This window comes from Streptococcus sanguinis (genome assembly GCF_001078705.1).
GTDB classification, from domain to species: domain Bacteria; phylum Bacillota; class Bacilli; order Lactobacillales; family Streptococcaceae; genus Streptococcus; species Streptococcus sanguinis_D.
In genome coordinates, this window is record NZ_CDMW01000001.1 from 1161822 (window position 1) to 1187960 (window position 26139).

General features: G+C 41.2%; 24 protein-coding genes. 6 read left to right on the top strand and 18 right to left on the bottom strand.

What is annotated here, in order from left to right; all coding sequences use genetic code 11:
* Positions 1–90 precede the first annotated feature (90 nt).
* A complete protein-coding gene (locus SSV_RS05790) occupies positions 91–1026 on the top strand; it encodes a DHH family phosphoesterase (RefSeq protein WP_072074045.1) in 936 nt (311 codons plus the stop codon).
* Positions 1027–1133: 107 nt separating this feature from the next.
* The gene (locus SSV_RS05795; RefSeq protein WP_002895374.1) at positions 1134–1376 is read left to right on the top strand and encodes a type B 50S ribosomal protein L31; all 243 of its coding nucleotides are present in this window, start codon (positions 1134–1136) and stop codon (positions 1374–1376) included.
* Between the two features lie 142 nt (positions 1377–1518).
* Here the strand turns inward: SSV_RS05795 and SSV_RS05800 are convergent, their stop codons facing one another.
* The 15 genes from SSV_RS05800 to uvrC all read right to left on the bottom strand — a co-directional run bounded on the left by SSV_RS05800 (position 1519) and on the right by uvrC (position 17414).
* The gene (locus SSV_RS05800; protein WP_072074046.1) at positions 1519–2973 is read right to left on the bottom strand and encodes a CAP domain-containing protein; all 1455 of its coding nucleotides are present in this window, start codon (positions 2971–2973) and stop codon (positions 1519–1521) included.
* A 387-nt stretch (positions 2974–3360) separates the two neighbouring features.
* The gene (locus SSV_RS05805) at positions 3361–5274 is read right to left on the bottom strand and encodes a cell wall protein (RefSeq protein WP_072074047.1); all 1914 of its coding nucleotides are present in this window, start codon (positions 5272–5274) and stop codon (positions 3361–3363) included.
* Positions 5275–5987: 713 nt separating this feature from the next.
* Complete coding sequence (locus SSV_RS05810; RefSeq protein WP_072074048.1) at positions 5988–6278, bottom strand: AraC family ligand binding domain-containing protein; 291 nt, start codon at positions 6276–6278, stop codon at positions 5988–5990.
* Positions 6279–6310: 32 nt separating this feature from the next.
* Entirely contained in the window at positions 6311–7102 is a 792-nt protein-coding gene (ldcB, locus tag SSV_RS05815; protein ID WP_441005779.1) for an LD-carboxypeptidase LdcB/DacB, read from the bottom strand.
* A 4-nt stretch (positions 7103–7106) separates the two neighbouring features.
* Positions 7107–8837, bottom strand: coding sequence for a TcaA second domain-containing protein (locus SSV_RS05820; RefSeq protein ID WP_072074049.1), 1731 nt, complete (start codon positions 8835–8837; stop codon positions 7107–7109).
* Between the two features lie 16 nt (positions 8838–8853).
* The gene (locus SSV_RS05825) at positions 8854–9948 is read right to left on the bottom strand and encodes a DUF6574 domain-containing protein (RefSeq protein ID WP_072074050.1); all 1095 of its coding nucleotides are present in this window, start codon (positions 9946–9948) and stop codon (positions 8854–8856) included.
* Positions 9949–10046: 98 nt separating this feature from the next.
* On the bottom strand, positions 10047–10361 hold the full coding sequence (locus SSV_RS05830; protein WP_072074051.1) for a rhodanese-like domain-containing protein: 315 nt from the start codon (positions 10359–10361) through the stop codon (positions 10047–10049).
* Positions 10354–11316, bottom strand: a complete 963-nt coding sequence (locus tag SSV_RS05835; RefSeq protein WP_072074052.1) for a zinc-binding alcohol dehydrogenase family protein — start codon at positions 11314–11316, stop codon at positions 10354–10356. The genes SSV_RS05830 and SSV_RS05835 overlap by 8 nt, the downstream gene beginning before the upstream one ends.
* 57 nt (positions 11317–11373) lie before the next feature.
* A complete protein-coding gene (locus tag SSV_RS12085; protein WP_176693516.1) occupies positions 11374–11517 on the bottom strand; it encodes a hypothetical protein in 144 nt (47 codons plus the stop codon).
* A gap of 61 nt (positions 11518–11578) precedes the next feature.
* Positions 11579–12067: a prolyl-tRNA synthetase associated domain-containing protein gene (locus tag SSV_RS05845; protein ID WP_072074053.1), complete on the bottom strand. Its 489-nt coding sequence runs from the start codon at positions 12065–12067 to the stop codon at positions 11579–11581.
* A gap of 10 nt (positions 12068–12077) precedes the next feature.
* Positions 12078–12662 (bottom strand): uracil-DNA glycosylase family protein, encoded by a 585-nt coding sequence (locus SSV_RS05850; protein ID WP_072074054.1) that lies wholly within the window; start codon positions 12660–12662, stop codon positions 12078–12080.
* Positions 12663–12715: 53 nt separating this feature from the next.
* On the bottom strand, positions 12716–14122 hold the full coding sequence (gene pepV, locus SSV_RS05855) for a dipeptidase PepV (RefSeq protein WP_072074055.1): 1407 nt from the start codon (positions 14120–14122) through the stop codon (positions 12716–12718).
* 70 nt (positions 14123–14192) lie between these two features.
* On the bottom strand, positions 14193–14798 hold the full coding sequence (locus SSV_RS05860; RefSeq protein WP_061589042.1) for a nitroreductase family protein: 606 nt from the start codon (positions 14796–14798) through the stop codon (positions 14193–14195).
* A 197-nt stretch (positions 14799–14995) separates the two neighbouring features.
* Positions 14996–15541, bottom strand: coding sequence for a hypothetical protein (locus tag SSV_RS05865; protein ID WP_072074056.1), 546 nt, complete (start codon positions 15539–15541; stop codon positions 14996–14998).
* A gap of 43 nt (positions 15542–15584) precedes the next feature.
* Positions 15585–17414: an excinuclease ABC subunit UvrC gene (uvrC, locus tag SSV_RS05870; protein WP_072074057.1), complete on the bottom strand. Its 1830-nt coding sequence runs from the start codon at positions 17412–17414 to the stop codon at positions 15585–15587.
* Positions 17415–17778: 364 nt separating this feature from the next.
* On the opposite strand from uvrC, the gene SSV_RS05875 reads away from it, so the two are divergent.
* The 3 genes from SSV_RS05875 (at position 17779) to SSV_RS05885 (ending at position 21310) form a co-directional block, all read left to right on the top strand.
* Positions 17779–19035 carry an extracellular solute-binding protein gene (locus SSV_RS05875; protein ID WP_072074058.1) on the top strand — a complete coding sequence of 419 codons (1257 nt, stop codon included), beginning with the start codon at positions 17779–17781 and terminating at the stop codon, positions 19033–19035.
* Positions 19036–19115: 80 nt separating this feature from the next.
* Positions 19116–20474, top strand: a complete 1359-nt coding sequence (locus tag SSV_RS05880; protein WP_072074059.1) for a carbohydrate ABC transporter permease — start codon at positions 19116–19118, stop codon at positions 20472–20474.
* On the top strand, positions 20474–21310 hold the full coding sequence (locus SSV_RS05885; RefSeq protein ID WP_002904608.1) for a sugar ABC transporter permease: 837 nt from the start codon (positions 20474–20476) through the stop codon (positions 21308–21310). Before SSV_RS05880 ends, SSV_RS05885 begins: the two co-directional genes overlap by 1 nt.
* A 159-nt stretch (positions 21311–21469) precedes the next feature.
* Here SSV_RS05885 and SSV_RS05890 read toward each other — a convergent pair whose 3' ends face one another.
* From SSV_RS05890 to rimM, 3 genes are all read right to left on the bottom strand, one after another.
* On the bottom strand, positions 21470–24034 hold the full coding sequence (locus tag SSV_RS05890) for a CAP domain-containing protein (RefSeq protein WP_072074060.1): 2565 nt from the start codon (positions 24032–24034) through the stop codon (positions 21470–21472).
* Between the two features lie 190 nt (positions 24035–24224).
* Positions 24225–24947, bottom strand: coding sequence for a tRNA (guanosine(37)-N1)-methyltransferase TrmD (gene trmD, locus SSV_RS05895; RefSeq protein WP_072074061.1), 723 nt, complete (start codon positions 24945–24947; stop codon positions 24225–24227).
* On the bottom strand, positions 24937–25455 hold the full coding sequence (gene rimM, locus SSV_RS05900; protein ID WP_072074062.1) for a ribosome maturation factor RimM: 519 nt from the start codon (positions 25453–25455) through the stop codon (positions 24937–24939). The genes trmD and rimM overlap by 11 nt, the downstream gene beginning before the upstream one ends.
* Positions 25456–25653: 198 nt before the next feature.
* Between rimM and SSV_RS05905 the strand changes: the two genes are divergently transcribed.
* The gene (locus SSV_RS05905; RefSeq protein ID WP_002897445.1) at positions 25654–26112 is read left to right on the top strand and encodes a hypothetical protein; all 459 of its coding nucleotides are present in this window, start codon (positions 25654–25656) and stop codon (positions 26110–26112) included.
* Positions 26113–26139 lie beyond the last annotated feature (27 nt).

The window sequence follows — 26139 nt, forward strand, 5'->3', positions numbered from 1 at the left end:
CTAATCTGCTCTCATTATATCATATCTTTTTTATTTTAAAAATAAAAACTCTTATGCTACAATGGGTGAAGAAAGTTGACGAGGTTATTTATGACTCTTTATCATGATATTTTAAGTAAGATCAAAGAATACGATACTATTATTATCCATCGCCATATGCGGCCAGATCCTGATGCTCTTGGCAGTCAGGTCGGACTGCAAAAGCTGCTTCAGTACCACTTCCCAGAAAAGACAATCAAAGCGACAGGCTACGATGAGCCCAATCTCATGTGGTTGGCGCAAATGGACCAAGTTACAGACGAAGAATACCAAGAGGCCCTAGTCATCGTCTGTGACACTGCTAATACACCCCGCATTGACGACCAACGCTACACGACAGGCGACTTCCTCATCAAAATCGATCATCATCCTGATGATGAGGTTTACGGAGATATTTCTCTGGTGGATACAAGCTCCAGCAGTGCCAGTGAGATGATTGCTCTCTTTGCCTTTGAAAATGACTTAGGCTTGAGCAAGGAAGCTGCAGAACTCCTCTATGCTGGCATCATCGGCGACACTGGCCGCTTCCTTTATCCTTCTACTAGCGCCCGCACATTCGAAGTAGCTGCCAAGCTGCGCCAGTACGATTTCGACTTATCAACCTTATCTCGTAAGATGGACTCTATCAGCCGCCAAGTAGCTAAACTGCAGGGCTATGTCTATGAGCAGTTGGAAATAGATGAAAATGGGACTGCGCGGGTCATTTTGCCTCAGGAAGTTTTACAAGCCTATCAACTGACCGATGCTGATACAGCAGCCATTGTCGGGGCACCTGGACGAATTGAAGAAGTCGGTCTGTGGGCTATCTTTGTTGAGCAGCCTGAAGGTCACTACCGTGTCCGCATGCGCAGCAAGGTTATTCCTATCAACGGTATTGCGAAAAATCATCACGGCGGAGGACACCCCTTAGCCAGCGGAGCCAATGCATTTTCTAAAGAAGAAATTGAGCAAATCTACACCGAGATGAAAGAATTGGCAAAAAAGTAAGAAATTAGTCTAAAAGTCTTGTCAAATCAATCAGAATTTGATAAACTATCAAAGTAACTAATCTATGGCTCGCAAAGAGACCATGGCAGAAAGGAAATTTTTGTAAAATGAGAAAAGATATTCATCCAGAATACCGCCCAGTTGTCTTCATGGACACTTCTACCGGCTACCAGTTCCTTAGTGGTTCAACTAAGCGTTCAAACGAAACAGTTGAGTTCGAAGGGGAAACTTACCCATTGATCCGTGTAGAAATTTCATCAGACTCACACCCATTCTACACTGGACGTCAAAAGTTCACTCAAGCAGATGGACGTGTGGATCGTTTCAACAAAAAATACGGTCTCAAATAATCATAAGCACCAATCGGTGCTTTTTTTGTACCTTCTTTTTTTCTTATATGCTAAGTTTTAAAAACTTGATAGCAAAAGAACTGGGCGAATTACCCAGTTCTTTTTTGAAGAGTTTTTATAAGGGAGAGTTTAATGATGAAGATTATTTATAATTAAATATCCAATAATAGGTTCCATCTCCTGCCAGTACGCAAGCTACAGCGCCCTCTTTAGCATCTGGGCTGAGCAATAGCTCACGATTGCCGCTTTTAAGCCATTTAGAGGCTACTACTGACGCGTCATCTTCTCGACGGAAGGTAATCCCTGCATCGCTGTCATAGCTAACAGCTAATTTATTGGCTGTTGGGAGAGATTGGTTATTGTAGATGTCATCAGACCAGGTTAATTCAGGTAGATTTTGCTCCTTACGAGCAGCATTAATAGCTGCAAAAGCTGCCTTGGCCTTATCTATATCTGGGAAATTAGAATCTTCTGTTTTCTCAACTCGATAGATAAATTTGATAGAGCCGAATTCTGTTTTTTCATAACCTTTAACGCTGCTGGTTAGATTAGCAGTCAGAACATAATCTCTAGCCCAAGCATGTTCCACTGCCTGTTTGAAGACATCTTCTTCTTCGATTTCATAAGTTACTTTACATTCGTAACCTGCATTATCCAGCATTTTTGGTGCCAACTGCTTCTGAACATAATCGATAAATTCTTCTTTATTCTTAAACGGCAGCGCTTCTCCTGCTTTACCAGTTCCAACCACATTTTCAGAATAAAGTTTAACACTAGATGCATTATCATCATAATTGTATTCATCGTCTTTTGGATTCGAATGATTATTTGGATCAAGAGCCGGATCGTCTAAATCTGTTCCATTAAAGAGTTTCCAGCGGTCGCCCATCCACTTGTAATATCCATCAATACCATCAGGATTTTCGTCTCCTAGATGGACTCGGTAATAATAGGCGCCGTTATCATCTACAAAGCGAGGGTCACTCTTCATCCGAGGATCGTCAGGTCTGTAGAGAGGTTTTGGCAGCTTGCTATAGTCGATATTCGGTTTCGGTGCCCAGTCAGGCGTTTCTGGCTTATCCGGCTCAGGCTTAGGTTCTGGTTGTGGTTGTGGATCTGGACTTGGTTCTGGATCCGGAGTTGGTGTTGGAGATGGTTCCTCTGCCTTCTTCACATAAATCCACTGACCGTTCTGGTAATAATAGTAAGAGCCATCATCCAGTACATAATAGTGATAGCCATTTTCATAACGGTAATGCGGATCATTTTTTAGCTTGTTAAAGCCATCTTGATAGTAGAGTTCCCACTTGCCATTCCTATAGATATAGTAGTCACCGTCTTTATCCTTATAGAAATAAGAGCCGTTCCAATAAAAAATATCAGAACGATACCAAGGATTGAAATATCCCGGATAACGGCCGTAGCCATACCCATAATCATAACCGCGCCTGTTATAATAACGATAGCCCGGTTGATAATAATGGGATGGACTCCTACTATATTCGGCGGCCTTAGCCTGTTCAGTGGTTACAAACGTTAAGAGCGCAGCAGCTCCAATAAGAATAAGTGTTGAAAAATGCTTTCTTTTTAACTTCATGATTATTCACTCCTTTTAGTCATAAAAAGCAATTATTCCTTACCCTCCCTTTATCTTCCATATTAATCAGTTTTATCCAAAGAGTCAAACGATAACACAAATATTATCCTATAATTATACACTCTTTCATTATATGTATAAATTAGACTAATTTTTATCTATTTTTATTAAAAAATGCGATTTTTTTAAGCTTTACAACAACCACTGAGCGATTTCATAAATAAGCTTAAACTTGTTTAAAAACACTGAATTTTGGAATGAGAACAGATTCCAAATTCATTATGATGTTCGATTGAATATGTACATTAATACACACAAAAACCCCTGAGGCAAATCAAGTCTGCTCTCAGAGGTTAAGGGTACTTTGTTTAGGAAGATACTTCCTTATTATTTGTAGCTGTAAGCCCAGTAGTATACGCCATTTCCGTCTACAACTGTCGCTACTGCACCTTCAGTTACGTTAGGATCAAGAAGCAAGTCTCTCAGACCGCTGTTAGCCCATTTCTTAACGACAACAGAGGCATCCTCATCACGACGTCCAACAAAGCCTGAGCTATCGTATTGACGTGAGATTTCATTTACTTTTGGAAGTGCTTGATTTTGATAAATGTCTTCTGACCAAGTCAACTCTTTCAAGCCTTGAGCTTTACGCTCTTCATTGATTTTAGCGAAAGCTTCTTTAGCTTTTGAAACATAGTCATAGTTTGTATCGTTTGTTGCTTCAACACGGTAAACAAACTTAACATAACCAAATTCTACATCACTGTATTTCTTATCCTCAACACCACTCTTAAGGTTTGCAATCAAGACATAATCCTTAGCATATGGGTTTTCTTTGGTTTTTTCAAAGATTTCTGGATCTTCGATTTCCCATTCAACTTTGGCATCCCATCCTGCGTTATCAAGGAACTTAGGATTCATCTTTTCGATAACGTAGTTCTTGAACTCTTCAACGTTCTTGAATGGCAGCGGCTGACCAGCTTTAGCCGTTGTCACTAGGTTAGTTGAGTACAATTTCACGCTAGAGTCTTTATCACTGTACATGTATTCATCATCAGCAGTGTTTTCGTGAAGTTTTGGATCAAGAGCTGGATCGTTTGGATCAGTCATACCTTGCAGTTTCCATTTGTCACCAAACCATTTCCAATACGCTGAGTATCCTGTACGTTCTGAATCAGAAGGCACGTAGTAGTAATGAGTGCTTCCGTCGTAGTAGTAGTTTGGATCTTTCTCAAGAGCTTTGTCACCTGGTTTTCCAGACGGGTAAATCAATTTTGGAACTCGTCCATTTGGTGCCCATGTCAAGTGTTCAAGACCTTCTGCTGGTTTTTCAACATATGGAGGAATTTGATCTTCACTTGGTTTATCAGTCGTTACCAAACCAGGAGTCTCTGGCACAGCAGGTGTTGTTGGAGTTTCTGGTTTTGGTTCTGCTGGTTGCTCTGGTTTCGGAGCAAATGGATCAAACTCACCTTCTGCACCGCCAATTGGAGGATTTTCTGGCAAATCAACACTTGGTACCTCAGGTTTTGGTTCTGCTGGAGCTGTTGGTTGTTCCGGTCTATCATTTGGAGCTGGAGTTGGTTGCTCTGGTTCCGCTGGTGTCGGAGTTGGAACTTCTGGTTTTGGTTCTTCCGGCTGGCTTGGAGTTGTTGGATTAGTTGAGTTATCAGCAGAATCCTTAACAAACACCCACTTGCCATTTTTATAGTAGTAATAGTCACCATTATCCAACACATAGTAATGATAACCATTTTCATAACGATAATGCGGATCGTTTTCCAAGTTGTTATTGGATGTGCTGTTATTGTTAGTATTTGTCAATGGTTTCCACTCACCATCACGATAGATGCGGTAAGAACCATCCGTCATACGGTAGTAATGGTTACCATTCCAGTAAATGTAGTTTTCATCATTTGCGAGATTGTTGTAATTATTCCAACCATTATATCCGTAGTTGTTGCTATAGTTGTAATTCCAGTTGTTATAGCCTGGATAATAGTTATTATAACCATAGTTGTAATTATAGCCATTGTAGCCATAGTTATAGCCTGGATAATAGTTATTGTAACCATAGTTGTAATTATAGCCATTGTAGCCGTAGTTATAGCCATAATTGTAGTTATTGTAACCATAATTATAATTGTTATAGCCGCCATTCCAGTAATTATAGCCTGGTTGATAGTAATTATAACCATAACCATAATCTTGCGCCTCAACATTATTCACAGCAGCGATTGCTGGAATAAGAGCTGCAGCTGCTACAACAGATCTTGATAAGAGTCTGAAACGATTGTTCATATTAATTAAACCTCCAAAGTGACCAACATCACTTCATATTTTTGTGGGGGGAATTTATCTTTTGTGCACAACTTCATAAAAAAGAATTTCACGAAAATACTGCCAGCTGACAGTTGACTACTCCATCATTATCAAACGCAAAAACGAATCACTAGTTAGTGAATCTACCTGATTAAAGGTTGCACATAAATGTTTTTATAGCATTTGATTTAGAAAGAAAGAAGTCAATATGCTTGAAAATACTTTTTTATGCATATCTCACCCTCGAGATGAATTATAGCACAAGAAATTTTTGAATGCAAGCATTTTGGTTAACAAGGTGTAAATTATTTTTATGGGTAATTTTTTATAGTTCGTATTTTTGTTTGTTTGTTATTATTAAATGCTGATAAATAATTACATTCTGCTTTTTATCCGAACTAAAAGTTCGTAATAATGTTTATAATTTGGTTTACATACTGTAAATTATTTTTGTTTTTTCTTTATAAAAACATTTTTCAGAGAGAAATTCTATTTTCCTTATTTTTGCTTTAAGTTTATTTTAAGCTTATATTAAGCCTTTTTTAAGTTTTTCTTAAGTTTGGTTTAAGAATCAAAGAATCTGTTGCCAACTTTCTTCGTTATGGGTTTTTATTTATATTAATGAATAACTAATGCTGAATAGTAAAAAATACTAGAAGCATTTATTCCGGCTTCTAGTATTTTTGTATTTATTAATATTTGAGTTGTTTGATAACCAAGAGGTGGCTATCTTCTTCTCCAACCAAGCTGTGTGACTCATTGGGTTCCATCGTTAGAAAGGAACCTGCCACCAGCCGTACAGTATGCTCTCCAGCAGAAAAGCTTACATTTCCTGATAAACAAACGACTGTTACTAGTGCATCAGCACTGTGCTCTGGTACTTCTTTTCCTTTAGCAAGATGCAGATGATGGATGATCCTGCCTTCTTCCTGCACAGGTGTTTCTGCAAAATCATTATTGGGATTGGTAACAAAAAATTTCATTTTCTTCCTCCTTGTAACGGATAATAGGATGATTATTCTTCGTAATCACCGCCAGTAATGCCGAAATATTCTTCTAAAGATTTGCCTGATTGAGCAATTTCCTTGGCTTCTTGACCAATATAGCGTAGATGCCAGCTTTCAGGCATGTAGCCAGTTGAATCTTCCTTGCCTTCTAGATAGCGAATGATAAAACCGTATTTATAAGCGTTGTCTAAGAGCCACTGACTGGCTCCTACTTCTTGCACAAGGTTACCACTCTTATCAATCAAGTCAAAAGCTAAGCCAGTCTGGTGCTCACTGTAGCCTGGTCGAGCCGAATAGCGATCTGCTGCTGATTTACCGTCCTGATTGACATAGTTTTGATAGAGCTCGGTCTGAGTATCATAGCTGCGAAAGCCACTGTATTGGTCGCTGATGGCATAACCTTGTGCCTTCATGTCAGCAATCAGTTTGAGCAATTCTGCTTTAGCAATCGCATTCTCACCTGGGTTATAGGAAGCAGACAAAGGGTAGTGTTTGTTGACAACAAGAATCTCATCATATTTCCCTTTGACACTGTAGTAGCTGCCGTTATAAGAAACATTTTGATCAAGAGTTTTGGCCTCGTGATTTTGCTCCTTTTTAGTATCAGTGTTATCTGAAGATGTTGTCGTATCTTGGCTAGAGTTTTTGTCTTTTTCAGCATCTTGTTTTTTAACCGTACTAGTTGAGCTAGCCGCTTGTTTATTAGAGCTATCTCCAGTAGTGTCTTTACCAGACGAACACGCGCCTAGAACAAGAACAGATGCTGCAAGAAAAATTAGTTTACTGTATTTCATTGTCATAATATCAACCTTCTGAAACTTCAAGATTATAGATTACAAAAGAATCCCCGCTAGGTTTCAAGTAATAAGTCTTATTTTTACGATTTACACTATTTGGAGTGCTATCAACATAGTGGACTGTATAGTCCTCATATGTTGTCACGATATAGGAACCATTTTCTTCCTTGATTTCGCGGATATCCAAAGCTCCTGGCTCATAATAGTTAATTTTCGCTTTCTTAACACCACCACCAGTGGTCCACTCAACCATTTCTCGATATACTGCACTAGAGGTATCGTAGTATTGAGAATAGTTGTTGCTCCTGTTAGAAACTGAGCTGAAAACAGCACTGCGGTAGTCATTAAGGAAAGTAGAGACTTTTGCCTTTTGAGCCTCAACCTTTTTCGCTTCTTCGTTCTTTTCTCTAATCTTAGAAACCACTTCCTTAGGAAGAGATAATTTCACATTCGTGGTATCATCTTCCACAATCACTGTCTCTTTATTGGTAGTAAAGGTAGTATCAGAGATAGTAAACTTGGCATAAATTTCAAGTTCTTGATAAGGAACAAGCTGCAACTCAGGGGTCAAACTGCTACCACTTTCTTTACCATTAACAACGATTTTAATATCTGTTGCTTTTGAAGTTTCAGAAGGCATAGTAATTTTTAGCTGTTTCTTTTCAGACTTGAGATCCAGTTTGATCTCATTATCTTTAGCCGTAGCTAAATCAAGCTGAACCTTACTCTCTACATCTCCAACATCCGTCTTACCTTTGAGAGTAAAGTCTTGTTTGATGAAGTGATATTCACCCAATTCAGTGTCTGTGTTTTTCTTAAGGGTAATAGTTTTTTTCTCACTAGGTTTAATGGTAGCATTATCTAAATTAGTATTGACTTTAACTTTAACTGGATAGGAAACCATCTGATATTCCTGGAAAATACCAAATTTCTTACTCTTTTCAGTAACACCTAAAATCTTATTATTATTGTCATCAATATAAGCAGATTTGCCATTTGACTCAACAATGTTATCTAGCTCAGTTTCGAGATTGATTTTTTGGCTCTCTAGGTGCTCAACCAGTGCTCTTGCTTCAGCACGTGTCCACCTATCGGATTGAGTAGAGAGAAGACTTGCCACTTCATCAAAGTCTTTACTAGAGACTGCTTTTGCAAAATGGTCTGTAACTACTTTAACTCCGGTTATAGAGTTTAGATAGAAGAAAGCTCCAATCAAAGCGGCAACTAGAAGGGTTGGACCTCCAATCATGATTGCTTGCTTCTTTGATATTCTCTTTTTAGCCTTTTTTACCGGTTTCTGTGGTAATTGCGAATCGAGCAGTTCAGATCGGATAGGTAGGTTAGAGAATCCTTGGCTCTTAGCTTCTGCAAATTCTTCTTTGGTAGGTTTTCGACCAATATTATTTTCAAAAGCTTGCAGCCAATTCTGGCGGAGTTCTTCATATTGGCTAGACTCAGAAGAACCTTGCTTCTCATCTTGGGAAGATGGTTGAATTGATTCTTCTGTGACAGAATCTTCAGAAGGCTTCTCCTGAACAATATTTTGATTCTCAGAAGCTTCATCAGTAGTATTTTCTACTGACGGAGTTTCTGTGGTTGCTTCCTCTGCTTCGCCTGCAATCTCCTTAATTTTTTTTGGATCAAAGTTAGATTGTTTGCCGGCTAGAAACTCACTTGCAGTTGGTTTTCGACCAATTACTTTTTCAAAGAGATCAACCCATTTTTCTTTTGTTGCCATAAATCTCCTCCAATTATTACATCATTGCGATACTAGTTAGTAGAGAAAAAGCGATGAAAGAGAAGAAAAGTGTAATCACACCATTGACAATAATGGCCAATAGGTATTTATAAAAAGGATCCATAGAGTTGTTTGTCTTGGAATAAATCAAAGCAAAGGTCGCTCCAACTCCGACTAACAAAAGACCAATCCATGTGAAGAACAGAGATAAATGAATAATACCCAACAGAGCAAACAGAGCTGAAACAGCAATAAATGGAAGAACAATGGCATACAGTCGACCGTACCAATCAAAAGCCTTATTAAAGGTAAAACTTCTATCCTGGTAGACCAAACGCTTCACAACAAAACCACCTAAAATAATAGAAAAAAGGAAGAGAGCCGCTGCTATCAGTGAAACAAAGAAGATTTTGAAATTAAAAGTCGGTCCATTATACATACCAAAACTCATGATACCAATAGTACTGAAAATGTTGTAGTTGGCGACAATAGCAAAAAAGAACACTGTCAAACCTAAAGATAGGTAGCCATTCACCTTACTGCTCTCAATTTCAGATGTCGGTGATTTCCAAGCTGAAACAAGCCAAGTCCAGAAACCTTTCATTGTTTTAGAAAACTCGTTGGGCTGAGGAGGCTGCTGACTGTAATAAGCCTGCGGTCCTTGTTGAGGTACTTGTGAATTGAACTGTCCTTGCTGTGGGTTGTTCTGATAAGCTTGCGGTCCAGAAGACTGAGGCTGGCCAGCAAAAGGGCTCGCTTGCTGAAATCCTTGTTGCTTATATGCTTGTCCCTGATTCGCAAATTGATTTTGATTCGCTTGTTGCTGTGGAGCTTCTTGATATTGTTGAGAAGCCGGCTGAGCAAAAGGTTGTTGGAATTTTTGCGGCTGAGCAAAGTTTTGTGGATGACCTTGTGTTTCAACTGTTTGAGCTTCTTGTTGAGGCTGTTCAAAGCTTGATGAAGCTGGGCTAGCTTCACTAGACACTTGCTCAGCACTTAACTGTTCAGCTTCAACAAATTCCCCGGCAGCCAATGCTTGGGCAATTTCTTCTTCTGTAGCTGAGCGTCCGTTAACGGCCTCAAAATATTCAAGCCAATCTTCTTTTGACATAGATATTCTCCTATCCTCAATTTATTATACTACTATAGTATACAAAAAAAGGGCCGGAAATTCAATCTATTCCGGCATTTGCACTTCTTAATCGCTTGTCACAACGTCAATTTAGCAGGAAAAGCTTCCACTCCTCCTTCGACATTGGTTACTTGGTAACCCTTGGCTTCCAAAAATTCGCAGGCACGCGCTGAGCGGCCGCCTTTTTGGCAGATGATATGGTAGGGGATTTGTTTATCTAATTGCCCATAATTCTCCGGCAAGCTGCTGAGAGGCAGATTCAGAGCTCCAGAGACATGTCCAGCTGTAAATTCGTCCACCTCACGGACATCAATCAACTGCAGTTCTTCTGCCTGCAATTTGTCATATAAATCTTTCGCACTAATTTTTTGCATTCTTTTTCTCCTATTCATTCATAATCACGATTTTTCCAAAACCTGCTGTTCCCTCTATAAAAGCATGAGCTTTGGGCACTTGCTCTAGGGGAAAGACACGCCTTGGTGTAACATTGACCTGGTAGCGGTCAATGTAGTCAAATAATTCATCTATCAAATCTTGGCTCACATGAGCAGAGTGGAAACTTGTCAGAAAACTGTTATTTTTAATTTCTTCAATTGGGTTGAAATCATCCAGTTCCCATTGGCCGCCCAAGAGGCCGGTCACACAGATAATCCCGCCCTCTGCGATATGGTCAAATGAATCCTTGACAGTAGCTGGGCCGACCAATTCAAGGATTTTACCAAACTTCTCCTCTGTTTCCAGTCGACCATCCTGGTCTATGATGATATCGTCGTAGGCTTGGTGCTTGAGCAGAAACTGTTTGGAACCGCTATTGACCGAGCCCACGATATGTGTGTCTGGAAACTGTGCCTTGACCAGACGAGCAAAGGCCAAACCGACACCGCTAGTAGCAGCTCGGACTAAAATCTTGTCATTGGGCTCAATACACAGATTTTTCATAGAGCCTAGAGCAGTATAATAGGTCTCTGGCACTGCAGCCAGCTCCGTCCAGGTCAGGTTGGTCTCGACTGTATAAATTTGGTCGTTCGGCAGGAGGACATACTCAGCATAAGAACCGTCAAAAGCTCGCCCCATTTCACCCATAATGGAAACCACTTTTTGACCGACCTCTAAATCAGGCCGAGTCGTCTCAGCCACTTGACCAACACACTCAATGCCTAAAATTCGAGGAAAGGTGACACTAGGCGATAAACCCTCACGAGTAAAAATCTCCGATCGGTTAATCCCAAACCCTCTGACCCTGACCAAGGTCCAGCCTTCTTGAAGTTGTGGAATCGGTCTTTCTTCCAGCAGAAGCTTTTCTGGGCCACCTGCTTCGTAAATGACTATAGCTTTCATCGTTTCCATAGAATCACCTCGCTTTCTACAAAGTTTAGCATTCTAAGCTTAGACTTTTCAAAAAAATCAGTCAGCTACTCCTGCAAGGTATAATAGTTCTTTGACAAAATCATTGGCTGGCTGTTGGAGAATCTCCTGAGAGGAAGCAAGTTGCTGGATACGTCCTTCATCCAAGTTCAAGACGCTAGCAAATGAGTGATACCAATCCACTCGGTTTGACAACCTGAGAGAGCAGCTGGATAGTACTACTCTATCTCAGCAAAACAGTTAGTTAAAGCTCCAGCACTTGGTAAGAGTAGCCTAAATCTTGCAAGAATTTAAACAAATCTTTTGTAGAGACAAAGATAGTCTTTTCATTGGTATTAGGATGGAAACTCATGCGTTCTTCGTTGATAATCTCTTTATCAAAATAAACTTGAATATCCTTTTCCTCATTGTTTAGCAGACCAAAAGGCGATACAGTTCCTGGTGGCAGCTGCATTTTTTCGAAGAGAGAATCTGCTGAAGCCATGCGAATACGGTTGGCTGAAACCAGCTCTTTAAACAAATCCATGTCCAGACTCTTCTTGTCATCCATAATCAGCAGGTAATACTGGGTTTTCTTCTTATTGGTCAAAAACATGGTCTTGGTCCGAACACCTTCGATTCCTTCGATAAAGGTGTCTGCTTGCTCTGTGGTCAGCGCTGGCTTATGCTCTACCAACTCGAACGGAATGTCTAATTCCTTTAGTTTTTCTACTACTTTTTCAAATGCATCCATCCTTCTTACCTCATTTCTTCATGATATTCTTTACAATTTTTTGCAAGTCTGGCACAACCTGCTCTGCAAACCAAGGATTTTTAGCCATCCAAATTTGGTTGCGGGGCGATGGGTGGACCAAAGGAAAAAAGTCAGGCAGGTAGTCTTGATAACGTTGAACCGTCTCGGTCAGCTTGATATTTCCTTTTTGATGAAGATAGTATTTTTGCGCATACTGACCAATCAAAATTGTCAGCTCAATATCTGGCAAAAGCTCTAAAATTGGCTGATGCCATTTGTCCGCAAAGCCCTTACGAGGTGGTAAATCTCCAGACTTCCCATGCCCCGGAAAATAAAAATCCATGGGCAAAACCGCAAAGTAGCCAGAATTATAAAAAGTCTCTTCATCGACACCCAGCCATTTTCTCAGCCGCTCACCACTCTTGTCCTTCCAGTAAAGTCCTGCCTGCTGAGTTTTCAGCCCCGGCGCTTGACCAACAATGTTAATCCGAGCATTCTTAGGTGCCGCAAAAAGCGGCTTGATTCCCTGCTCTGTAAATTCTTGATTTTCTGGATCAGACATGATGGCCTTGGCAATATCCTCTATTGTTTGCATGATAGCTCCTTGCAAAGAAACTCATCCAGCAAGGCCAAACGAGTTCTTCTTTTTTATTTGATTAGCTCGTAGATAGCCTCCGCGTAAATGGCCGCAGCACGGAAAAGGTCTTCTACGTCTGTAAATTCATTGGCTTGATGCATAGTGTTGACATAGTCTGGGAACATAGCTCCAAAAGCCACACCGCGCTTCAAAAGACGGCCAAAGGTTCCACCACCAATGACTTGCTCATGTCCTTTGAGACCCGTTTGTTTTTCGTAAACACTCAAAAGAGTTGCTACCAATTCATCATCTACTGGGACATAGTGCGGAGTGTGTCCGTGTTCAGACAAACTCACAGACACAACACCAGTAACTTTTTCAAGACCGGCCTGAATTGTTTTCGGATCAGTTCCTTGCGGGTAACGGATATTCAGAGCAATGGTATTGTCAGCATTGGCACTGTCAAAATGGAAGACACCAGCATTCATACTGAGAACACCCATTTTAGCATCTGTATAAGCAATTCCTAACTTCTCACCAGCAAAGTCTTCGTGCAGAACTTGAGCCGCAACTTCCAGATAAGCCTTGGCGTCACCAGCAAAGTCGAATTGGTTGAGGAAGAGAGCCAGATAGGTTGCGCCGTTGATACCGTCCTCTGGTGTAGAACCATGAGCTGATTTCCCAATGACTGTCACTTCAAGAGCGTCGCCATTTTCTTTTAGACTAGCTGAAACCTTGTGGGCAGCAGCAAAGTCTTGTAATTTCTTATCCAACTCCTCTGCATCAACTGCTGCAGTAAAAATAGCTGTCGCTGATTCTGGCACCATATTCTCACGAAGTCCGCCAGTGAAGCTCTTAAGTTTAAAGCTGCCATCATTACTATTACCAAAGTGGAGATATTCTGAGATATTTCCTTTTTCACCGTTAATGATTGGAAATTCCGCATCTGGTGAGAAACCAAAGTCTGGCTCAGGTAGGCCAACATGCTTGAAATAATAGTCCATGTCTTGCCAACCGGATTCCTCGTCTGTCCCCACCACAAAGCGCACGCGCTTAGATACTGGCAATCCCAAGTCTTTGATGATTTTCAAACCGTAGTAACAAGCCATGGTTGGCCCTTTATCATCAGACGAACCACGCGCATAAAGCTTACCATCAATAATTTCAGGTTTGTAAGGATCTGTATTCCAGCCACTCCCGGCAGGAACCACATCCATGTGGGCAAAAATTCCAAGTTCTTCCGTACCCTCACCAAAAGTAAAGTGTCCAGCATAATTGTCCACATTCTTCGTTTCATAACCATCGCGTTCAGCAATTTCTAAAAACTTATGCAGAGCTTGAACAGGTCCAGGTCCAAAAGGATGCTCCTTGTCTGCCTTGGAATCATCCCGCTCTGAGTTGATTTCCAAAAGACTAAACAGGTCAGCTAAGAGAGCTTCTCTGCGTTTTTCAACTTCCGCTTTAAAATCAATTGTCATTATTTCACCCCAAATTTCTAATTCGATTTAAATCAATAGAATGTCGAATTAAATCATAAACGCAACTATATCAACGTTTCTCAATGATTTCATCAACCGGCAAACGATAACTAGGCTCTAGTTTTTCATCTGTATAGCCAACAGTAATCAAGAGTTCCGGACGAAAACGCTCATCAATTTCCAAAACCTCATTAACCTTAGATTTATCGAAACCTAAGATGATGTTAGAGCCGATACCTTGGTCAGTCAGAGCCAAAACAAGATTCATGGTTACCAGACCAGCATTGAGAGATAAATAATCGCTCTTTTGCTGTTCACTATAGCGAGCAAACTCAGCTGGCAGATTTTGCATGTAAAATTGGAGCTGCTCATCAGAGAAATTCTTAACTCCAGCTACCCGCGCAATCTTACGAGCCCGCTTGGTCAAATCTGTATCCGTAAAGAGGGCAATGGTCACTGGTGCTTCCTTAATCTGGTCCACATTTCCACCGAAAGCTGTCTCTGCCAGAGCCTGATTACGCTCCCGCACCACAACGAACTTCCATGGCTGGCTATTGTGAGCACTGGGTGCCAACGTTGCAATTTCAATGGCAGTGCGAACATCCTTTGGATCCACAGGCTTGTCATTAAAATGCTTGGTCGCATGACGCTTTTTATTGAGTTCTAGAAATTTCATAAGTCGCATCCTTTTCTAAATATATTAGCTTCATTTTATCATATTTTGTAAGAGTTTGCAGGAGTTTTTTCACTGGGAGAAACTTTACACCGTAACTGTTATGAATATTTTAGGCTTTCTCTCAAATACTCTTTCTTCGATTGATTTTAAATTTTAGGAATAAAAAAAGCAGGTGGTTCTTACCTGCTTTGTTAATATTATTGTCCAGATTTAAGCTGACCAAGAGCTTTATAAGCCCCTTCAATAGCCTTCTTCATAGCATCACGTCCTGTTTTCAATTGCTGAGCAAATAGAGCACGATTTTGTTCCGGAATTTCTGTATCATCTGAACCAGCACTTGAGAGCGTTTCATTAAAAGTTTCTCTTGAAGTTTCCATAGATTGAATAGCTGGTTCTACTTGTTGATTGTATGCTTCTTTCCCAGCCTCAGGTACTTTGTTCCCAATTTCATCAATGTACTTTTTATAATTATCAATCAACTTACTAAAGAGAGCTTTCATGTCACCAATTGTTTTAGCATTGTCGATTTCTTCATCTGTCAAAAGAACAATTTCTGGGATTTCTACATCTGAACTAGCTGTTTTTGATGAAGTTTCAGAGCTACTTGATTTACTCTTTGAAGTAGATGTTTTTTCTACAGAACTTGAAGCTTTTTCAGAAGAATCTGATGTTGTTTTTCCAGAACATGCTGCTAAAGTTATAACAGATAAAAGCGCTACACTAGCTGTAATAATTTTTCTCATTATAGGAAAAATTCAGCATACACAGTCCTCATATGAGATTTGTCTATTTTAAATCCACCTGTGGCTCTGCTACTTCTGGCAATGTTGCTTTCTGCTGGTCTACTGGATTCAACTTCTCCCGCACCGCTTCTGCCACTGCTCGTGGTACACCGACTTCGACGATTTGGTCGACACTGGCTTCTTTAATCTTGGTTAGAGATTTGAAGTGTTTCATAAGATTTTGCTTGCGTTTTGGTCCCAAGCCTTCAATGCCATCCAGCTGCGATGAGAAGGAATTTTTAGACCGGAGCTGGCGGTGGAAGCTAATGGCGAAGCGGTGGACCTCATCTTGGATACGCTGAAGCAGGAAAAATTCCTGCGAATTCCGGGATAATTCTACAACCTGCAGAGGGTCACCAAAGAGCAGTTCATGGGTCTGGTGCTTGTCATTTTTTTGCAGTCCAGCGATGGGAATATCCAATCCCAACTGCTCCTGAATAACTTCTTTAGCGACATTGACCTGACCCTGTCCACCGTCAATGACAATCAAATCAGGCGGAGTCAGTCCATCTCGAATCACCCGACTATAGCGCCGCTTGATGACCTCACGCATACTTGCGTAGTCATCGGGTCCTACCACAGTCTTAATCTTATACTTGCGATAGTCCTTCTTGCTTGGTTTACCATTGACAAAGACCACCATAGCTGATACAGGACTGGTCCCCATGATGTTGGAGTTATCAAAAGACTCAATGCGAACAGGTGTCGGAATGTTAAGAAGCTGCCCTAGATTCTCAATAGCACCTTGGGTCTTTTCAATAGATTTCTCCAAAAGGTCAAATTTCTGCCGGAGACTGACTCGGGCGTTTTTGATAGCCAGATTGACCAACTGCTTCTTCTCGCCTCGCTGGGGCTTTAGCACCTTGGTATCCACCATGGCCCGTACAGCTTCTTCGTCAATATCTGCCGGAATCAAAATTTCATTGGGCTTGAGGTGGGATTTTTCCTGATAGAACTGGCCAACATAGGTCAAAAAATCTTCGTCAGGATCATTGTAATAAGGAAAAAGATTGACATCGCGCTCGATTAACTTGCCCTGGCGGACAAAGAAGACCTGTACGCACATCCAGCCCTTATCTACATAGTAACCAAAGACATCCCGATTCTGCAAATCCTTGGCCATGACCCGCTGCTTGGTTCGCAGGGTGCCAATGGACTGAATCAAGTCGCGGTACTCTGCCGCTTTTTCAAACTCCATAGCTTGCGCTGCGCCAGCCATTTTCCCCCGTAAATCCTCAATAATCTGGTCATCCTGACCCTTGAGAAAGGCCGCCACCTCCTGAGCCAGCTCTTTGAAATACTGGCTGTCTACTTGGCAAATAGTGTGAGCCTTGCACTGCCCCAGATGGTAGTAAAAGCAGACCTTTTCAGGCGGATTTGTACACTTGCGGAAAGGAAAGAGTCGATCCAAAAGACGCTTAATTTCATTGGCCGCACCGACATCCGGATAAGGACCAAAATAAAGTCCACCGTCCTTTTTGACTTGGCGCGTGATGATTAGGCGTGGATAGGTTTCGTTAGTAATCTTGATAAATGGATAGGACTTATCGTCCTTGAGCATGATATTGTACTTGGGCTGGTTTTCCTTGATTAGATTGATTTCCAGAAGCAAAGCCTCAATGTTAGACTCGGTGACAATAAACTCAAAATCCTCAATCTCAGAAACAAGAGCCTCCGTCTTGGTATCATGACTACCACGGAAATAAGAACGAACCCGGTTGCGCAGATTCTTGGCTTTGCCAACATAAATAATAGTATCGTTTTTGTCTTTGTGAATGTAACAGCCGGGACTGGTCGGCAACAGTTCCAGCTTTGATTGGATTAGCTTGTTCATAGGTCTATTATAGCAGAAAAGAATAGCATACAACAGAAAGACGTTAGAATGTTAGAAAATCATAAGTTTGATTCTTTTCATAGGTAATACTGAACTTTAACTTGTCTTTATATCTTCTTGCAAGTATCAAAAATCAATCTCAAAAGAAACATGATTTTCTTTATAACAATGCGTTTTCTAAGTAAAAATCAAGCAAGCGATTGCACAGCCATTTTAATAGGCTTTGATTAAATAAACAGAGATAAAATAGAAAAATTTTAGAAAAATTAATATATTTTTAAAAAATTTTTCAAAAAAGACTTGACAAAAATTGCAAACGGTTGCATAATAGGATTGTAAATAAAAATTCCGGGAGGAAATAGGAATGAAAACATGGAAAAAAGTAGTATTGGGCAGTGTCAGCTTGCTGGCTGCAGGAACACTGTTAGCAGCTTGTAGCTCGAACAGTAGCAAGGAGAGTTCTTCTTCTAAAGCTGATAGCAAGACCTTGAAACTTTGGGTACCAACTGGTGCTAAAGATTCTTACTCTGATACAGTTAGCAAGTTCGAGAAAGAATCAGGCTACAAGGTTGATGTAGTCGAAATGGAAGATCCAAACGCTCAGGAAAATCTGACAAAAGATGCTAGTACTGCTGCTGATGTTTTCTCTCTGCCACACGACCAACTTGGTAAATTAGTTGAAGCTGGAGCTATTCAAGAAGTTCCTTCTAAAATGGCAGAAGAAGTCAAGAAAAACGATACTGAACAAGCAGCAGTTGGTGCTCAATACAAAGGCAAAACTTATGCTTTCCCATACGGTATCGAATCACAAGTAACCTACTATAACAAATCAAGGCTTTCCGCTGATGATGTTAAGTCTTATGAAACCATCACTTCTAAAGCTAAATTTGGTGGAAACTTGAAAGAGGCTAATGGATACATCACTGCTCCACTCTTCCTTTCTGTTGGCGACACTCTCTTTGGTAAAGATGGTGAGCAAGTAGACGGAACAAACTGGGGTAACGAAGCCGGTGTGAACGTTCTGAAGTTCATCGCAGCTCAAAAGAATAACAGCGGTTTTGTAAACGTAGATGCTTCTAACCTTCTTGCTAAATTTGAAGATGGTTCAGTTGACGCTTTCCAATCAGGTCCATGGGACTACGCAGCTGCTGAAAAAGCTGTCGGCAAAGACAACCTTGGTATCTCTGTTTACCCAACTGTTAACATCGGTGGACAAGACGTTCAACAAAAAGCCTTCCTCGGTGTAAAACTTTACGCAGTTAACCAAACACCTTCAAACGGCGACACTGACCGTATCGCAGCAAGCTACAAACTGGCTCAAGTGCTTACTAGCAAAGAAAGCCAAGAAAACCAATTCAAGTTTGAAGGACGTCACATCATCCCTGCTAACAAAGAAGTGCAAGAGTCTGAAGATGTTAAGAAAGATGCCTTGGCACAAGCTGTTATCACAATGGGATCTTCTGATACCTACACAACAGTTATGCCTAAACTTAGCCAAATGTCTGTCTTCTGGACTGAAAGTGCTGCAATCCTCAGCGATGCTTACAACGGTAAATTTGGTGAAGATCAATACCTCGCAAAATTACAACAGTTTGATAAAGATTTAGCAGCAGCTAAATAATACTCAAGCAAATTTAAATAAGCATTGAAGTGAGGGGGCAACCTCCTCACTTCTTTCTTTGTAAATATAAGGAGAATACTATGACTCAGTCATCCTATGACAATGCATCCATGGTTCAGATCTTTAAAGAGGGAACATGGGATGTCAAACTCTCTTTTCTGGTAATGGGACTGAGCAACCTTGTAAACAAACAATTTATCAAGGGGCTGCTCTTCCTCTTCTCAGAAATTGCTTTCCTGATTGCTTTTGCAGTCCAAATCATACCAGCTATTGGCGGCATGATTACATTGGGGACTCAAGAGCAAGGAGAGGCTATCAAAAAAGTTAACGGCTTGGAAATCACTGTTCAAGTAGCGGGTGATAACTCTATGCTGATGCTGATTTTTGGACTTGCTTCTCTCATCTTCTGTGCAGTCTTCGCCTACATCTACTGGTGTAATCTGAAAAGTGCTCGTCACTTGATGGCTCTCAAGCAGTCAGGCCAGAAGATTCCCAACTTCGTTGAGGACTTTAAGACGTTGGCTGACGGCCGCTTTCACATGGGCCTAATGAGCATCCCTCTTATCGGAGTACTGCTCTTTACCATCTTGCCTCTGATCTATATGATCTGTTTGGCCTTTACTAACTTTGACCATAAGCATCCAGCTCCTAAATCACTCTTTGACTGGGTTGGCTTCTCTAGCTTTGGTGATGTTTTCTCAGGTCGTATGGCTAGCACCTTCTTCCCACTTTTAAGCTGGACCTTGATTTGGGCGGTTGCTGCGACAGCTACTACTTTCTTCTTCGGAATCGTTTTAGCTCTCTTGCTCAATACAAAAGGCCTCAAGTACAAGAAAGTTTGGCGCACACTCTTCGTTATCACTATTGCTGTGCCTCAATTCGTGTCCCTGCTCTTGATGCGTAATTTCCTGAATGACAATGGACCTTTGAACGGACTATTGCAAAGCCTCCATCTCATTCAGAATCCAATTCCATTCTTGAGTGACCCTGTTTGGGCTAAGTTCTCCATCATCCTTGTCAATATGTGGATTGGTATTCCATTTACCATGCTGGTAGCGACCGGGATTATCATGAACCTGCCTAGTGAGCAAATCGAAGCCGCTGAGATTGATGGAGCTAGCAAGCTTCAAATCTTCAAGAGCATTACTTTCCCTCAAATTCTCTTGATTATGGCGCCATCACTCATTCAGCAGTTTATCGGAAACATTAACAACTTCAACGTTATCTACTTCCTGACAGGCGGTGGACCTACTAACTCTTCCTACTATCAGGCAGGCTCAACTGACCTCTTGGTTACCTGGCTCTATAAACTGACCGTTTCTGCCAAGGACTACAATCTGGCATCTGTTATCGGTATCCTGATCTTTGCAATCTCTGCAGCCTTCAGTCTCTTAGCCTATACTAGATCCGCATCATTCAAGGAAGGAACTGCTAAATAATGAAAAATAGAAAAAAACTCAGTTTATTAGGGATTTATGTCTTACTGGCTGTTTTAGCACTCATCTGGCTAACGCCGATTATCTGGATTTTTCTGACCAGCTTCCGTGGTGAAGGTTCTAATGCAGTCCCTTACTTCTTCCCTAAGACTTATACTCTTGACAACTATATCAGACTGTTTAATAACAACACTTATCCTTTTCTTCAGTGGTTTATGAATACCCTGATTGTTGCGACAGCAACCTGTATCCTGTCTACTTTGATTACTGTGGGTATGGCTTACTCACTCAGCCGTATCAAATTCAAGCATAAAAACCGTTTCCTCAAGCTGGCTTTGGTTCTTAACATGTTCCCAGGCTTCATGTCTATGATTGCGGTTTACTACATCTTGAAAGCACTCAATTTGACACAAACCCTGACCTCACTGATTCTGGTTTATTCAGCTGGAGCAGCTCTAGGCTTCTATATCGCTAAAGGCTTCTTTGATACTATCCCATATTCTTTGGACGAATCCGCTATGATCGACGGAGCTACCCGCTTCCAAATCTTCCGGACTATCACACTGCCGCTGTCAAAACCGATTATCGTTTACACAGCACTTATGGCTTTCATGGGACCTTGGGTCGACTTCATCTTTGCCTCTGTCATCCTAGGCGATGTCAAGGAAAAATACACAGTCGCTTTAGGACTTTTCCAAATGCTTAATAAGGACGCCATCAATAAATGGTTCCTACCTTTTACATCTGGAGCGATTATCATCGCTATCCCAATCACTCTTCTCTTCATCTTCATGCAGAAATACTACGTAGAAGGTGTAACAGGCGGAGCAGTCAAATAGAAACTAATATGTATATTGAAAACTTCCGACAGTTAATATCGGAAGTTTTTTCTTAGAAAATGCAGAACTTAGCCTCTCTTTCCTTTCTATATGCGATTGCTTATCAGCTATAGACAAAAAATGAGGCTGAAAATTATTCCAGTCTCATTTTGTATTTCTTTAATTATAATCTTCGTCTCTGCGACGGCGCTTGTTGGTTCCCAAAAAGGCAGCTGCACCAAGTGCCATACCAAAAATCGCAAGGCGTTCTGCTTCTGAACCAGTATTTGGCAGAATAGCAGGTACCGTTGGAGCCTTATCGGCTGTCGTAGCCACACTTGCTAGCTGAGCTGCAGGATTTACAACAAAATCAGTAAATGCACCACCACCTGCCGCTTGAACGGCACCCGTAGTTGCTCCTTTGACTTCACGAGTGTTCGCATGAACTTCTGCAGTCTTAGCATCTGAATCTTTCTTAGATTCATCCTCTGTACCTGGACCAGCTGCTCCACCTTTTACAGCTGTTAGAGTCTGTTTATCTTCACCTGAGCGGTAGTTGCTATTCAGAGCATTTCCATAAAGGAGAGATGCTTGGTTCAAGATATTCAAGAGAGTTTCATAAGTCGCTTGAAGACTGTTGTAGGATTCCTCAAGGACAGCTAAAGTTGCAGTCTCTTGATTTAAGATTGCTTGTTTAGCTTCAAAATCAAGCTGTGCTTCTGCCAACTCTCGCTCAGCTTCTGCTAGTAACTGAGGAGCATTTTTTAGATCAATAACTTTCTTTTTAGCTGCTGCTAATGTCTTTTGAGCAGCCAAGAAATCCTCTTGAGCAGTTGTCAAATTAGCTTTCGCAGCTTCTTGAGCAGACTGAAGTTCTGCCAACTTATCCTTAGCTGCCGCTAGAACAGCCTGAGCATTGCTCAAGTTAGTCTGATAAGGTGCTAGGTTTGCTGCAATCTTAGCTGTCGCTCTGTCGAGAGCTTCCTGCTTAAGGGCAACATTTTGCTTGGTCAATGCCAGATTATTTTCAGCAGTTGCTACCTTCTGACGAGCTGCTTCAACTGCTGCAATTTGATCTGCCGCTGCCTTTTGAGCATCAGCTAATTGAGCATTGAGGATATTGATAGCTGATTCCTGACCGACTTTTTGAGCCTTAAGTTCAGCTATTTGTTTCTTAAGTGCTGTAACATTAGCGTTAGAACCTGCAGAACGACCGCCACCAGCACGCAACAACTGCTCCATAGCCGCAACAGTCAATAGAGTACCGTTATTAACACGTTGGTCAAAGTTGCTAATATGATGGAAACCAACTTCGGATGTACCATGAGGTGTGCCCCATTGGTTTGGATGCTTATCATAAGCTGCTGAGATAGCATTGGCTTTATTATCCATCATCTGAACATAGTGACCAATCTTAGCAAACACATCTGCTCCAACTCTCATGTAGATAGCATTAGCATCAATCTGAGTTTCATCAGTAGGCAGTCCATATTGCGCTGCAATCTCTTGGTAGAGTGCTTTTTCTTCATTATGCCAGAAATTAACTGCACCCTGAGGGTCAAAACTAATCGCCACATTCTCGTTACGAATCAGCTTGCCCATGTGCCTGTTATTGCGCTCAAAGTAGATAGTCTGAATCTGGCTGGCCACATTCGCATACGGGTCAACCAACAACTCTTGTAAGCCAGCATTACGACGGTAAGCATTAATCGCCTTAACCAACTCCAAAGCTTGAAGGTTATTTTCTAGACTAGCTGGACTTGTTGGGTCAGAATTAACTGAGATACCAAATTCATTTTGTCCACGTTGATAAACTGCAAGAGCATTATTGGCAGCATCACGAATCTCCTGATTAGCCGCATTGTTACGAACATTTTCTAAAAATTGAGAATAAGTCGTATTGCGAAGGTCAACAGGAGCTGTTGCTGCTGCTTTCTCGGCAGCCGGAATCTGTCCTTCAAGAGAGCTGATAGCTTGATTGGTTTGACCCAAAGATTCCTTTGCCTGATTGATTTTATTCTGGATTTCAGCCTGCACCTGTGGAGCAGAAGACGCTGCTTGTTCTGCCTTTGTCAGTTCAGACTTTGCATTGTCTAAAGCAGTCTGTGCTTGACTTTGCTGACTCTTAGCAGTTGCTACAGCTTGCTCTTCTGAGTTAAGTGGTGTTTTAGCTTGTTTCAATTCAGTCTCTGCAACATCTACCAGAGATTGACTCGCTTTAATAGTATTTGCTTGATCTTTAACAGCTTGGTCAGCCTTGGCAGCTTTAGCCGCTGCTTCTCGAACAGCAACGTCTTTCGTGCTAACCTCTTGCTCTGCTGTTTTTGCTTCTGTCTCCGCTTTAGCAACATTTTCTTCTGTTGCTTCTGCCTGTATTTCTTTAGCATTCTCAACAGCGGCTTCAGCCACTTTCACGCTAGTTTTTGCATCTTCAGCTTCTGTTTTAGCAGTATCTACTATCGATCTTTGCTCATCGAGTTTAGCTTTAGCAGCTTCAGCATTTTCTTGGACAACAGCTACATCTGCTGCTGTCACCGGTTTTCCAGTTACTTCAGTCGCTTGTGGAGCTGTTACAGTTGATTCAACCAACTCATCCGCGTGCACTTGATGGGTCAGTCCACCAGAAATAATAGTTGTAGCTGCGATACCAGTCGCTACAACAGACTTGCCTATTTTCTTTTCCATAATCAATCTCCTTTTTATAATCTCACATACTATAATTACCCTGGGTATAGCAGCCCGCATAGTAATATACTATCACAAAACGCTAGTATTAACTAGTAGCAAACGTATAGTTTTAATAGTTTTTTTATTACAATTTGGTTACAAAAATGTTTTATTAGAAAAATAAGATGGTTTTTCCAACAAAAATGAGCATTTCTGTATTGAGTAAAGCAAAAACTCCTAGATCCTTTCTAAGAGTTAACTTTGCTTGTCAGTTCGATTGAGCTTGTCGAATTTCTTCTAACATTGCTTCTTCTTCGGCCGTCATTTCATAGTGTTCCAGCAAGTCTGGACGTCTTAGGTAGGTCTTTTTCAGACTTTCATAGAGACGCCACTTACGGATCTTTTCATGATGGCCACTCATAAGGACTTCAGGAACGACCATGCCGCGATAATCATAGGGGCGAGTGTACTGAGGATACTCCAAGAGTCCAGACGAAAAACTGTCATCTGTATGACTGGCTTCCTTGCCAATAACCTCTGGAATCAAGCGAACTGTAGCATCAATCATAGTCATAGCTGCCAATTCTCCCCCAGTAAGGACATAGTCACCAAGCGAGATCTCATCTGTCACTAAAGTCTTAATCCGCTCATCATAGCCTTCGTAATGGCCACAGATGAAAATGAGTTCTTCTTCTTTAGCCAGCTCCTCAGCATAGGCTTGGTCAAAAGTCCGGCCAGCAGGATCCAGCAAAATCACACGAGGTTCCTTCTTTTCAATGGCATCATAGGCATCAAAAATAGGTTGTGCCCGTAGCAGCATCCCCTGACCTCCGCCGTAAGGCTCGTCGTCTACATGACGGGATTTTTCTGCCTTCTCTCTGAAATTGTGGTAGTTGATTTCCAAGAGGCCTTTTTCCCGAGCTTTACCGACGATAGAGTGTTCCAAGGGCGCAAACATCTCCGGAAAGAGAGTCAAAATATCAATTTTCATCGTCCAGTCCTTCCGGTATCTCTACATCAACCCGACCTTGGTCAATGTCAATTCCCAGCACCACTGGCGGAATGTAAGGCAGCAGCAAATCACGCTTACCTTTACGCTTGACCACCCAGACATCATTGGCTCCTGGCTGCAGAATTTCCTTAATCGTACCAAGAAGAATGTCATTTTCATAGACTTCAAGGCCGATGATTTCATGATAGTAAAATTCCCCGTCTTCCAAGTCCGTCAAGTCTTCCTCTCGGACCTTCAGAGTAAAATCACGAAATTTCTCAATGTCATTGATGTGGTACATCCCCTTAAACTTGATAATATCAAAGTTCTTGACCTTGCGATGGCTGGCAATCTCCACGTCCATGACAAACTGATCTTTCTTGTCAAACAGGGCAAGAGTATTGCCTTTTTTAAAACGCTCTTCTGCAAAATCCGTCACTGACAAAACCCGCATCTCACCTTGCAGACCTTGCGTATTGACGATTTTTCCAACATTAAAATAATTCATCTCGACTCCAACATATTATACTCTGCCTAGTATTTTATCATGATATAGGGGAATGTACAAGGGAGATAAGAGGGAATTCCCTTGCCTATATTTATTTGATTAAAATTGCTATTTAACGTATAATTATACATATAGAGTCACAACACTATAAACACCCAAGTGTGTTTACGCAAAACTAGAAAGAAGTTGGTGATACCTATGGGAAAAAAGTTAAGCAAACTCCTTCTCTCTACTGCTATTCTAGCTACCACAGCCGCCAGTTTGACTGCTTTGACACAGGTCAAAAAAGGCCAAGCAATGGAAAATGAAACGAAAGAAACTAGAAATGTCTCAGCCCTTGACGAAAAAATTGCTCAAATTGATAACCTAACCATCAAGGCTTTCCTAGAATACTATGCTAGTCAGAATATGACCTCCGCATCGTCTCTTCCAATGATAGATGATTTAGAGGCCAATACGCGCATCATCGTTATTGATATAGACTATGCAGATACGAGCATCCCCCCTGCCATTGGAACATCAGTCGATGGATCCGAAGGGCCTGTCGGGGGAACTGTTGATGATGATGGTCAATATATCGAGTTTGATACCAGTGACCATAGCAAATCCGCAACCGTTCAGGAAATTCGAGATGCTATTGCTGAGATTCTTGGGTAGACTCTCATAAATACGTACTAAATAGCT